The sequence below is a fragment of the Plantibacter lichenum genome (genome assembly GCF_050587525.1).
Lineage (GTDB): Bacteria > Actinomycetota > Actinomycetes > Actinomycetales > Microbacteriaceae > Plantibacter.
Window position 1 is genome coordinate 692,426 of sequence record NZ_JBOBFT010000001.1, and the last position, 12,094, is coordinate 704,519.

12 protein-coding genes are annotated in these 12,094 nt (G+C 61.5%); 7 read left to right on the forward strand and 5 right to left on the reverse strand.

What is annotated here, in order from left to right:
* Positions 1 to 111 precede the first annotated feature (111 nt).
* Positions 112 to 528: a hypothetical protein gene (locus tag ACQ3HB_RS03010; RefSeq protein ID WP_430917589.1), complete on the reverse strand. Its 417-nt coding sequence runs from the start codon at positions 526 to 528 to the stop codon at positions 112 to 114.
* A 538-nt stretch (positions 529 to 1,066) separates the two neighbouring features.
* Between ACQ3HB_RS03010 and ACQ3HB_RS03015 the strand changes: the two genes are divergently transcribed.
* From ACQ3HB_RS03015 to ACQ3HB_RS03035, 5 genes are all read left to right on the forward strand, one after another.
* The gene (locus ACQ3HB_RS03015; RefSeq protein WP_430917590.1) at positions 1,067 to 1,759 is read left to right on the forward strand and encodes a GntR family transcriptional regulator; all 693 of its coding nucleotides are present in this window, start codon (positions 1,067 to 1,069) and stop codon (positions 1,757 to 1,759) included.
* Positions 1,759 to 2,358, forward strand: coding sequence for a GntR family transcriptional regulator (locus ACQ3HB_RS03020; protein ID WP_430917592.1), 600 nt, complete (start codon positions 1,759 to 1,761; stop codon positions 2,356 to 2,358). The genes ACQ3HB_RS03015 and ACQ3HB_RS03020 overlap by 1 nt, the downstream gene beginning before the upstream one ends.
* A gap of 682 nt (positions 2,359 to 3,040) precedes the next feature.
* Entirely contained in the window at positions 3,041 to 3,703 is a 663-nt protein-coding gene (locus ACQ3HB_RS03025) for a GntR family transcriptional regulator (protein ID WP_430917594.1), read from the forward strand.
* A gap of 696 nt (positions 3,704 to 4,399) precedes the next feature.
* On the forward strand, positions 4,400 to 5,035 hold the full coding sequence (locus tag ACQ3HB_RS03030) for a GntR family transcriptional regulator (protein ID WP_430917596.1): 636 nt from the start codon (positions 4,400 to 4,402) through the stop codon (positions 5,033 to 5,035).
* A 397-nt stretch (positions 5,036 to 5,432) separates the two neighbouring features.
* Positions 5,433 to 5,636, forward strand: coding sequence for a PLDc N-terminal domain-containing protein (locus ACQ3HB_RS03035; RefSeq protein WP_430917598.1), 204 nt, complete (start codon positions 5,433 to 5,435; stop codon positions 5,634 to 5,636).
* 174 nt (positions 5,637 to 5,810) lie between these two features.
* On the opposite strand, the gene ACQ3HB_RS03040 is transcribed toward ACQ3HB_RS03035, so the two are convergent.
* Both ACQ3HB_RS03040 and ACQ3HB_RS03045 read right to left on the reverse strand, forming a co-directional pair.
* A complete protein-coding gene (locus tag ACQ3HB_RS03040) occupies positions 5,811 to 6,704 on the reverse strand; it encodes a COG1361 family protein (protein ID WP_430917600.1) in 894 nt (297 codons plus the stop codon).
* A 167-nt stretch (positions 6,705 to 6,871) separates the two neighbouring features.
* Positions 6,872 to 7,411: a WxL domain-containing protein gene (locus ACQ3HB_RS03045; RefSeq protein ID WP_430917602.1), complete on the reverse strand. Its 540-nt coding sequence runs from the start codon at positions 7,409 to 7,411 to the stop codon at positions 6,872 to 6,874.
* Between the two features lie 565 nt (positions 7,412 to 7,976).
* Between ACQ3HB_RS03045 and ACQ3HB_RS03050 the strand changes: the two genes are divergently transcribed.
* Both ACQ3HB_RS03050 and ACQ3HB_RS03055 read left to right on the forward strand, forming a co-directional pair.
* Positions 7,977 to 9,182: a cytochrome P450 gene (locus ACQ3HB_RS03050; RefSeq protein ID WP_430917604.1), complete on the forward strand. Its 1,206-nt coding sequence runs from the start codon at positions 7,977 to 7,979 to the stop codon at positions 9,180 to 9,182.
* Between the two features lie 252 nt (positions 9,183 to 9,434).
* Entirely contained in the window at positions 9,435 to 10,166 is a 732-nt protein-coding gene (locus tag ACQ3HB_RS03055) for a hypothetical protein (RefSeq protein ID WP_430917606.1), read from the forward strand.
* 142 nt (positions 10,167 to 10,308) lie between these two features.
* On the opposite strand, the gene ACQ3HB_RS03060 is transcribed toward ACQ3HB_RS03055, so the two are convergent.
* Positions 10,309 to 10,542 (reverse strand): DUF4190 domain-containing protein, encoded by a 234-nt coding sequence (locus ACQ3HB_RS03060; RefSeq protein WP_430917608.1) that lies wholly within the window; start codon positions 10,540 to 10,542, stop codon positions 10,309 to 10,311.
* A gap of 759 nt (positions 10,543 to 11,301) precedes the next feature.
* Positions 11,302 to 11,829 (reverse strand): redoxin domain-containing protein, encoded by a 528-nt coding sequence (locus ACQ3HB_RS03065; protein ID WP_430917609.1) that lies wholly within the window; start codon positions 11,827 to 11,829, stop codon positions 11,302 to 11,304.
* Between the last annotated feature and the right edge of the window lie 265 nt (positions 11,830 to 12,094).

Sequence of the window (12,094 nt, forward strand, 5' to 3'; positions counted from 1 at the left end):
CGTTCGGCAGTCAGGGCGCCGCGAGCACATCTGGAGTGTCTCTCGATATCAACGGGGCCTCTCGAGATCCCGACGACACCCAAGTGACTGATGGGTTCGGCTACCCTCAGCTCACTGGGACTGCTGTTGCAGCCTGTATGCGATGAAGCCTCCGAGGGTGACCGCGACCACTAGCGCCGACCCGCCGATGAATGCGGTGAGGAGCAGGATGACGAACTGTGTGGGTTCGGCGTCGTCAGCTTGTTCGAGAAGCGCACGATGCTGCAGCGCCAAACTGATCAGGAGAACCGTCGCGCCGACCGCGAGGCTGAATGCCATCCAGGGGAGCAGCCGATCGTGGAGGCGGTCCGCGGCGATACGCGCGTGAAGCGCGAGTCCTGCTGTCAACAGCCCAAGACCGAGTAACCATGCGCTGATTCTGATACCGCCCTCACCAGCGATCCCCGAGAGCCCCATCACTGCGAGGCCTGCGAACGTCAGCGTGAGCGCTGCGGTTGACGTCGCCCCCGTTTGGCGGCTGGGATTCATGTCGTTCTCCTTCGTGCCACGACCGCTGGCGGTCTAGTGGGCATGATCGGCGCGCCGCGCGAGCGGTTTCTGCGAGTGGGGTTGCGGCCTTGCGGACCTTCCGCCCGAGCAGGGCACCCAATTGGCGCTGTTGCATGCGAGCCGGACGCAGCGAAGTTCGCCGTGCCCGAGCTGAGGGCCAAACGCGGGTGCGCGCACCGCATTCTGCTCACTGATCGAGGGAATGATGTGGGTTGCCGGCGCGCCGTAGACGAGCCAGTCCGCTCCCCGACGGGCATGTCCTGTTTGCGGTACCGGGGACGCCAATTGGAATGAAGTCGCGCCGGTCGAGGCGGCTTGATTCGTCCACTCGAAACTGAGGCGATACGCGCCGCCGATGTGTAGTGGTTTAGTCGGCATAGGATCCTCACACCCGTCATCGGGAAACAGCAAGATATTATTTACTTTAACACTACATGTTAATTCGCTGCGGGTGACAGCGTCTGAGTAAAAGCGAAACTATTGACAGGTTGTGTATTTTATTCCGTATACTAGGTGCATGCCTGTTCCTTCAGTCGTTGCACGTACCGGACCCCGCCGCACCATGCGCGATGAGGTGTACGACAAATTGCTACAAGCGATTTACATGGGCGAGGTGGCACCTGGGGAGCGGCTGGTCGACGCGGATATCGAGACACTCACCGGTGCTTCGCGGACGCCGATCCGCGAAGCGATCGCGAAGCTCGTCGAGGTGGGCTTTGTTGAGGTCTCGCCGCAGAGCGTGACTCGGGTCGCCCCGTTGGACCTTGCTTGGCTGCGAGGTTGCGTGCAGTTGATGGGCTGGATGTTCGCCGACATTGTTGCGAAGGTATCCGACGAACTCACCGACGAAGATCTCGCCGACATTCGGGCAGGCTTCAGCTCCGGAGTTCAGGCATCATCGTGGGCTGAGGTGCTGGAATCGCCCGACCCCCGCGGAGAGTCACTGGGCGTCCTCGTGCGCCGCAAGGGGAACGCGAGTTATGCCGCTTTTGAGGGCATCTACAGCCCCCATATCGGACGCGCTCTCAACTTGCACCCCGAGCTGCTTCCCCTGTCGGCGATGCAGCCGGCCGTGGAGTCGTTCCTCGCCGCACTGGAGGCCAAGGATGCAGCGCTGGCTTCGGCGGAGATCGAGTCGATCTTCACCGTCGTGTTCGGCGGCTTCCTCGATCGCCTCGACACCAAACTCGCAGAACAGGATGAGAGCTGATGCCCCTTCGTGATTCGGTCCAAACAACCGCGAAGCCGAAGCGTCGCCTGATGCGCACTCGGGCGTACGAAGCTATTCTCGACGCCATTCTGGATGGCCGTCTCGAGCCTGGCGAGCTCTTGCGCGACAGCGACCTGAGTGCATGGTTGGGTCTGTCTCGTACACCAATTCGCGAGGCATTGAATCAGCTGGCCGCGAAGGGGTTAATCGAACAGGAAGTCCACCGGTACACGCGAGTCGCACCTCTCGACGCCGCACGGTTTGAGCAGTCTTCGGAAGCCCTGACCATGCTCGTGAATCGGCTCTCATCCGAGTGCGCAAGACGTGACGTTCCACTGGCCGAGCTGAACGCCGCGTTTGCCGCAACACAGGATCCGTCATCATCTCTTCACGAGTTCACGACAGCAGCAAGCACCTACTGTGTGGCATTGGCTGACGTGGCGGGTAACCCCGTCGCTGCGCACGCCGTCTCATCGCTGTTGCCGTCGATGCAGCGCATGGTGCTGGCACGACCGGAGCGCTTCGACCGAGAGCAAGCCCGACGCGACCTGGCCCGGATGCACGAACACATGCTGCAGCAGCGGGCCGCTGCCGCGTAAGGTTCAACCCCGCTCCCAGGCGGGACCTGGAGCCCCGTCGTGGAGTGTCTACTCGGTGGCTCCCCCGGAGGCTTGGTGCGCCCTGTGCGCGGCGCACCTGGGGCTGCACTCATGTGCTCCCGCTGTGCAGCGCGAGTTTTGGCCGGATTCACCTTCGTTCCGTCGCTGGACAGGCTCGTTTCACACCGATGCGCGCAGGATCTCAGCCCTTCCAGTTGAGGGCGACGTTTCGCGTAGAGATTGCCTTCAGCACGCAGCACGCCGTGCCCGTTTGAGGCGCCTGGACCCTTGAGATTGTGGTCTGACACATTCCCCGATGCGGGACGGTGCGACGCCGCGGAGAGGTCACACATCGTTGCAACGTGATCTGCGCGGCCGTTTGGGGTCACCCCACGTCAAGGCTCCCCCGTTGATTTAAGCAACGCGAGCAGGTCGTGGCACGTGCCCTGACCCGCTTTGGGTGGCTCCGGCGGCCCCGGCTGACAGGCGCGCCCTTCGCGTGTCCACGCTCCAACTCCATTTCAGACCGTCAGCGCCCCCTCCTGCACGGCGCGGCTCTTTCGCATGCCAATAATCCAGCTAACATGTGTCAGGATATGTTAGATATGTCCAGATGGGTGTTTGTTCGCTGCCCGATTTGAACTCGCGTGGTCACGAGGCGAGCGGCGATGGAAGGGAAGTCATGCCGGTTCCAGAGGTCGTTGAACCCTGTATGCGCACGTCCAGCCGGACGATGGCAGCAGAGCGGCTCCGTGCGGCTATTTTTGACGGGACATTCGAACCGGGCGAGCGACTTCGGGATAGCGAGCTGAGCCACTGGCTTGGTGTTTCCCGCACCCCCCTGCGGGAGGCACTCCATGATCTCGGACAGGTCGGATTGGTTGAACGCTGCCCGCAGCGTCACACTCGCGTGGTGGAAGCCGAGCCCGGCCGCAAGACCGTACTGGCGGAGGCGCTTGAGGGAGTGATGGTTCTTCTCTTGACTTCTTCGCCGGCGCCCTGGCCATCAACGACGGTGACAGAGCTCAGCAAACAAGTCCGCCTTGCGGGCCAGGCCGTGCGGAGCATGGACGTGCGCGGGCACAATCGTGCATTTCGGGAACTTCTCGCCGGACTCAGCCACTCGGGCACGAACCCGGTATTGAGTTCGGTGCTGTCCCCCCACGTTCCCGTTCTCGCTCACCGAGTATGTATCGCGTGGGAGTCTCCTGCTGCCGGGCCAGTCGTCGAGCGGCGTTCCCTCCTTATGCAGGCGTATCAGGAGCTGTCTGTCCGTGTGAGCTCGCAATCCACGGAAGCGATCATCGAAGGCACCGCAACTCTCATCCACGCATTCCGCGGCTAGACCAGATCATGAGCCATGCATCGGTTGCCACTAGGTGCGCGTTGCGACAGAAGTTCTGCTCGTGGCCCGGCGTCGGCTCGGCCAGTTCAAGGCGTGGGGCAAGAACACGGACATGCTCGTATGACGCGACAGGGCCGAACGTTTGTGAGCTGGGTGCGTGGCTGTGGACACGAGCGAGACCTCCATACTGCAGGACACGGACGGCCCAGGCGTCTTTACTGCCTCGCTGCGATGGGTTTCGCATATGAGCTTCACGGGCGGGCCAGTCGGAGCGTCTCTCAGGACGGCTCGTCGCTGCGTCAGCTTCGGTTCTCCTCCGGGGACTCCGAATGGTGGGCAGGGAGTGGAGTCATTCCAGCCGCACCCCTCAGGATGCGCCACCGGCAGTTGACCGCGACCAGTGTCACCTGTGCCACAAAAAGGGAAGCTGCCCCGATCAAGGTGGCGCTCCCGATGCCATGCGGGTGGGTGGTGACGAAGAAGGACATCGCCACCGCCCACGCAACGAGGGCGTCGACGGAAGCCGTCCCGATGAGGAGAATCACAACGACCAAGGCCCCCTCAACCCGCCGACGCTGACTCATACCTGACACCGATCTACTCGTGATAAATTTAACATTATATTTGCAGAACATGCTGGGTTTTCGCTGACCACGCCCCTCGGGGTGAGCTGCTGCTAGACAAAGGAGAACGGACATGCCAATTCCCAAAGGCACCTTGGTTGAGCGGGTGTCGCTCCGTGAGGCCGCGCTCATTCGGATTCGGGCGGCAATCTTTGACAACACCCTGGAGCCAGGTGAACGCTTGCACGACCATCAACTGCAGTCCTGGCTTGGTGTCTCGAGAACTCCAGTACGCGAGGCTCTCAACGACCTCGCTCGAGTCGGACTCATCGAGATGTCCGCTCAGCGATTCACCCGCGTGGCTACCCCCGAACCGGATTCCCAGGCAGAGCTCGGGGCAGCACTGTTCTCCCTGCTGTGCGCTGGCATTCCCGAGGCGATTCCCGACCTCGACACCGTTCAACGGTCCCGGTTGATGGAGGCGTTGGATGACGTCGCCGCCGCCGGCATGTCGCCCGCAAGGTTCCGTCAAGCCTTCGTGCAGTTCGCTACCCACCTCGCCGACTCGGTGCCGAATCAGTTCCTGAGTTGCGCAACCTCAGCCCATATCGAGGCGTTGGCCTACCGGTTTGCTGTGTGCGCGACCACCAGCGGCCGGTTCGAGGCGGTGAACGAGGCATCGCTCGCGACACTTAAATCTGCGCTGGCCACCAACGACCCCGCATTCATCCGCAGCAGCCTGTACGCCTTTGTCCATTCAGTGGCGTAGGAAGCTAGATCGCGGAAGTTCGTTTCCGATGGGCTCCATCGTCATCGCCGTCATCGATTGAAACGGCTTCCTCCTGTCTTGAGGTCAGCCGAAACGAGCGCCAACGAGGGTCAGCCAGATGGCCCGCGTCGGCAAAGCGGGCCTCCCTGCGCATCGTGGGGTTGTTCTCCCGAACCGTACTTCAGCCCGGCGTTCCGAGACTCGAGCAGGCACACGGACGCAGGCATCGAAAGCGCTGCCGTTCACCATCCCGGCCGAGGCGAACTCGGCCGCGTCGCTGTTCTGCACTGAGAGGGCAGTCGCGGAATGCCTGCGGGCGAATCAGTTGTACACGCAGCACTCAGACACGACATTGTAATGTGAAATAACATGTTAGAAATCGACTTGTAGGAGCGTCATGCTTGCCATTCTTCTCGCTGTGGGCACCATTGCCTGCCTCGCGCTCGTCATCTCAGCTCTCATCGAGGTGTCGGGAGCCGAACTCACTGGAAAAACGAAGGCGCTCTGGATCATCGCGATCCTCGTTGCGCCCTTCTTAGGCGCCGGTGCCTGGTTCCTCACCTCCAAGCGAGACGCCACAGCTGACAACAGCTCTCAGTAGTCTTCAATGCTCGGCCTCACGGTACTGCTGCATTGTGCCGCCGAGCCCTGGTCGACGGGCCGCTTCAGTCTTCGACCGGGCTCGTGGGTCGCCTTCAACCGGCAGCAGGAAAGCGGTGGCGCAGATCATTTCTGGGCCACCGCTCCTGCGCTTAGATGGTGTGCAAGTGCGGGGTCAAGGTACCGAGTTCCGGCGTCTTCTGATCCACATGACGACGGCGTAGCCGCCGGCGAGGACAACGAGGCCTATGCCGAGAGCGAGAATTGCGCCGAGTCCCGCGTCGGCAGGCCGCCGAGCTGGAGCGGGCGGGGAGCTGCTGCCCGCCTCAGGGAAGCGTATTTCGGCTTCACTGCGCTCCTTCACGAGGCCGCTCTGCAGTTGCAGGTCCGCTTTCCATGGGCCGGCCGCAAGGTCATCCCCCGGCAAGATTTTGATTGGTTCCGATTGCCCTGGCGCGACGGTCGTGCCCAGCGCGGCGTCGTAGGGTCCGGCGGTGAGTGAGCCCGAAACGGATGCCAGGTTCAGGGTGCCAGTAATGTCGATGGCTCTCCCGCCGGTGTTGTGGACCTGGGCATATACGACGGGACGACCATCGGCATCTCGGGCGGCAGTCATCGAATCGACAACAAAAGCGGTCGCACGCGGATTGTCGCCACGCACTTCCAAGTAGATTCGAATTCCGACCCTGTTGACAAGCTTCACGCCGCTGGCCTCAGCGATGCCAACTTCTGCCCAGATGATGGCATAGGTCTCTCCTGGTGCCGCGTCGGCAGGGACGGCGATTGTCACGATGTTTTCCCCGACGCTCTGAGCAGCAAGCTCAAGCGTGGGCTTACTCAGCGTCGTCCAGGACGAGAGTTCGTTCGCTTCTCGCTCGTCAGCTCCGACAAAAGCCCCCTTTTCGATGGTCGCCGCCGCGGCATACCCAGTGACCTGAATCGGGGCAGCCGTTGTGTTGGAGATTTCGATCCGTCGGGTGATCGTGGTGCCGGGCAGCAGGGAGTCGACGATGTACTGGCGCGCCCGAGGGTCATCCGCAGCGTCCGCGGGAATGTCAACGAGTCGCACACCCACGTTCCCCGGGTCCGCTACTTCCTCTGTCATCGACGTGGCTGAGTTCGGTGCACCCCATTGGGGCGCGATCACTGTTGCGACCGTGGCTACAGCAACCGCACCCCGAATGAGACGTAACCGATACGTGAACATATTCCTTGAGGTGACGATCGTCTCGTGCTCTAGGAAACTGAATGGACCAACGTCGTTGAGTAGGTGCCGGCGAGGGCGTCGGCAGGAATTGTCACGGCGATGGTGGGATTCCACGTGGCAGCGTTCACGCCTGAAACTCCCGTTGCCGTTTGCACGACCCCGCTGGGGTACAGCGCGTTCAAGTTGCCGCCCGTGACGTTTGCGGTCCCGGCAACCACTGCCGGTGTTGCCGTGTAGGTCGCAACCCCCGGGCTCGAGACCGAAATGTTCTGCGGGCCGGTGAAGTCCGTTGCGCTTGCCGTTGCCACCCAGCCGGCGACGCCACCTCGGACATCCGTGACAGTGACCGCGCCAAGGCTGGCACTGACCGTTTGCACGCTCGCGCTGGCTTGGACAGACCCGAGCGAGACTGGCCCCCCAGGAACGCTGATGTTCAACGGGCCGCCAGTCACCGCGATCGTGATGGGGGTTCCCCCTGACGTGTCTGCCTGGGCGGGAGCCGCGATGGCAAGCACACCCACGATCAGTCCGCTGGTCAGCGCGGCGGCCAAAACTCTCTTCTGCTTCATTGGTTTCTCTTTCCCTCAGTCGCGCCCTGGCAAATTCGACCACGGGGTGAGGGCGCACCACCTGATCATCAGGTGATCACTTGTGTTGCACAGCCCCCGTTGCCACATTCGGCAAGTCAGTACCCTGCATGATCCCTGAATATGTGGAATATTATGCTAGATAATAAAGCGCTGTCAAGGTCCCCTTGGACTGGTTGCATCCCAACGAGCCGGGGCGCCTCAATGGCCTTGAGTGGGAGCCCGGGTTCCGGCTCGCAGGAGATCTACCAGCTGCTCCACTCGGTGATTCACGGATGAGGACTCGCTGCGCGCTTCCACCCACGCCCACACCATCACCTCCGTCCCCGGTGAGCTGCGGACCCACGCCTTCCGCGAGGCGGCGCGGTCTTCAGCCATACCGAGAAACGTTCGGAACAAAACGACCAGTCGAAGCCGTTCTTTGAAATTGGCATACTATGTTTGATAGTCACTGTTGCTCAAGTGAGGATGTAAGACCTGATGAGCGAGCTTCGATGCATGTCGCGCGTCTGAGGCCCGGCCCGGCAGTGAGTCTCGAGAGGAACCCATGCCCGATACGACCAATGGCACAGCTGGACCCGCATACCCATTCTTGGAGCGCGGTACGGGGGCGGGTTTCCCGTTTTGCCCACATGCCGACAGCTACCGCGAAGTGCACCCGACGAGCGCGCGGCCCATCGCTGTCGAGAATGACGAAGTGACGCTTCGGGGCGGGTCAGTTACCGCGGTTGCCAGTTTCGAACTCGTCCGTGGCTTACTCGGGAAGGTGGAGAGCGAGCTCTTCCCTGGCGTGCCGCAGATGAGCCAGTTCGACCTCTTCAGAAGCAGCGCCGCCGAACATGCCAGTATCCGGGCGGTTCTGAACCCTTACTTTTCGAGAAGGAACATCGAGCGCTATCGCGTCGCCCTCACTGGCATCGTCAACGATCAGATTGCTCTGCTTCGCGAGGCTGGGACGTCCGCTGACCTCGTCAATTCCTTTTCCGCACCGGTGTCCGGGCGGTCGATCGCGTGCCTGGTCGGCGCCCCAGAGGAGATGCACGCAGCCTTTGCCAGGACGGCATCGGCGATGTTCGATCCGAAGCAGTCTGAGCGCGAGATGCTCGAGTCGCGGAAGATCCTCGAGTCATTCATCGGCGACTGCCATCGCCTCGTCGCCCAGAAGCGGGAGCAGCCGGGCGATGACCTCCTCAGCTACCTCATCGACAAGCATGGGGGCGAGTTCTCCGACTATGACCTCGCCTGGTTGTGCACAGTTCTCCTCGCAGCGGGTTACGACACAACAGCGAACATGATCTCGTGGGGTGCATATGTGCTCCTCACCCAGCCAGAGGCCAGCAACGAACTCCGCGCCGATCCCGACCTCTGGGAGAACGCGATCGAGGAGCTCATGCGCTTTGTGTCTTTCTCGACGATGACGTTGCAGCGCTCGGTTTTGGTCGATACTCCTATCGCGGGCTTCACTTTCCAGGGCGGAGATGACTACTTGGGTCTCCCATTCATGGCCAACTGGGACGCAAGCGTGTTTCCCGACCCGCATATGTTTGACATCCACCGGAGCAATGCCCGGTCCCACCTCGGCTTCAGCCACGGCCCGCACCACTGTTTGGGTCAGAACTTCGCGCGCATGGAAATGCGTGAGAGTCTCAGCGCGCTGCTGACCCAGCTTCCCCAGCTGGCCCTCACGGAGCACGAACCGCACATCCGAAGGAAGAACACCATCTTCCTCGAATCCCTCAATGTGCGTTGGTAGGAGGTCTCATCCTGCCTGGGTGAGATGCGCGGGGTGGGTCCAGCCTTGTTGCCGTGTCTGTTTGTGAGCTCGGGGGCGCGAATCGTTGCCGGTTTGTGAGTCGATTGTTGCGGTTGAAGACGCGGCCAAGGCATGGTTGCATCTCACCCGGATGCGTGAGTGTCCCTGAGAAGGTTGAGTCTTCGTGATTACTCGTTCCTCCCGTTCGCTCCCGACATCGCGCATGAAATGCTGCGGCGTAGGGCTTCAGCGATGATCCACGAGTTGCTCATTGTTGCCGCTACGGCCGTGATCACGGCTGGGCTTGGCGCGGCGGGGTGGGCGTGGCGCCGCCGGGTGCACAAGCGAGACATCAACCAGGCGTTCTTGCGCAGCCGTATCGACCAGCGCGATCAGGGCTTCACCAAGCTGCTTGCCGGTGCCGATGGTCTGCAGTTTCTCAAAGCGGATGGGTTCGTGCGGTCCGTGCGCCATGAGGACCAGTCCGACTATCGACTCGCCGGCGTGCAAGCCACTGCGCTCTTTCACGACGGGATGGATGAGATCAGGTCAAACGTCGGCGACACCACCCCCGTTGATGCGGTCTGGAACTACCTTTACTGGGTGTTTGTCGCAGAACATGCTCCCGGCCAGGCACCTGCTGTGGATGAGTACGAACGCATCCGCGAGCTGGTCGTGCGATGCAAACGCATCTGTCAAGAACAAGACCGTGCCGAACTCACGGTAGGCGCGTACTCGCTCAGCGAGAACCACGACTACTACATACTGCTGCGCCTAGCTGCACAATCCAGCTCCAGTATTTCCGTGAGCGATGACGGCACGATGGCCATTCCCATGGACGGAGACGCGATGGCCCAATGGCTCGAGCAGTTCCCGAAATCGACAGAGTTGTGGTCCTTCAGCCGCGAAATCGCGCTCGACCGAGCGAACCGAAGCGGGCTATACACTGCTCTCCCGAGCGGCTTCGACCACGACACGAAGTAGTACGGGCACGGCTTGCGGCTCGACTGGGTGAGGTGGACGGCCTCGTCGCGCGGCCCAACCTCGGGCCCTCGCCATGTCGTGGACGACTGCAGGGCCTACCACCTCGTTTCCGAAACGAAGAAGTAGGCCCTGAGATTCAGATTCAGAAGTCGCTGTAGTGCCAGTTGCTGCCCGCAACAGAGGCGACGACGACGATCCAGAAGACGACCACGATGACGCTGAGCAGGATGAAGACACCACTTACGATCGTGCCAGCGAGCGCGAGCCCGTGGCCCTGCTCGCCGGTCTTCTTGATCTGGTTGAGGCCGATGATGCCGAGCACGAGCCCGGCGAGCGAGAAGCCGACGAACGGGGCGATGATCGACAGAATCGCCATCAGATTGGTTTTCTGCGCGGCGGGCGGAGCGTACTCATAGCGCTGGTCAGACAGGGTCCGCTGATGCTCGTAGCCAGAATGCGTCACGTAGTTCGCGGGATATGAAGAAGTGGTCTCTTCTGTCATTGCCCGCGGCTGCGGGTCGTGGGGAGCGTTGGGCTGGTTCGAGAATTGCCCGCCCGGGTTTACATCTGTCATTTTCAACACCTTCGTATATATGTGATTTACGTTTCTAGATCGAACGGTCACTGTGTGCAAGGTCAGAGACGATACCAAGCATACACATTTTAATATTGACATTTGTATGTCAATTTTAACTCGCGGAGTTCCATCGCTCCCGAGAGTCCCGGATCGTGTCGCCAGCGCGGCGGACCGAGACAGATGACCGCCTTAGGCCATTTCCCCCGCCCGAACGCGGGCGGGCTTCGTACCGGAAGGAGACAGGGCAGGTTGCGGGGTAGAGGCAAAGAGCGGATGGATCCGAGGCTGACTGGATTCACGCACCGAGCGGCGGTCAGCCCAGTGGGTCTCAGAACTTCCGAACCCTACCGGCGTCATGCGCAACAGCCAATTGCTGACCACGCGGGCCACCGGCCGACTCATTCTTCACGAGCGCGATCAGGCTCCACATCGAGACCACGCATCGCTCACGCGCATGCGGACACGGCGCCTCAGGGGATCATCGGCACGGTGGCTCACCCGCAACCGAGCAAGGCTCCGATGTGACAAACTCAGAACATCCCACAACACCCGAGGCAGTCACAGTGATCGTCGCGCGATATCAACCGCAGCCTGGTAGTTGGGCTCAGCCATCTGGTCGGCGATGTACTCGACATGCAACAGCTTGCCGTCCTGGTCGATGACGAACACGGCACGCTGAAGCATCCGCCACTCACGCAGGTGGATCCCGTACGCGGTCGCGAACGCCTCGTTCTTGTGGGAAGACAACATCGTCTGAGTGAGGCCCCTGTCGACTCGGGCGCGCTCGAGCGTAAATGGAAGATCCATGCTAATCGTGACAACGGTTACACCCTTGAGTGCGGCGGTGTGCGATTCCCAGGCCGTCAAGCTTGTGGAGCAGACCGGGGTGTCCACAGCATTGATGACATTGAGGATGCGCACTTCAGCGGTTTCACCCCACACTTCTCGCGGGCGAATCGCGCCCTTCTCGGGGTCGAACTGCTCAAGCACAAACTCCGGAGCCAGCCCGCCTACCGACAGCCGACCACCCTCAACTGTCAGCTGCTCCTCGAATTCAAAAGCTTCCCCGATACGCACGAGCGTCATTGCCGGCCCTCCACACTTGTCGTTCCGGAGCCGAGAGTCGAACTCCGTGATTGACTCATATTATATTCCAATATGAACGAGATGATGTACACCTGAGCTGAAGCTGACACGCTTCCGGCAACAGGGCCGTGGGCCGCCTTCACACATGGTCGCGCACCAGGGCGACAACACCAACGCCCCGTCATGACGCAGACCGTCGGGCACTTGCGCCATGAGTGATCCCGTCCCACCCTACGAGCACGCGCGACATGAACCGCGAGATTAT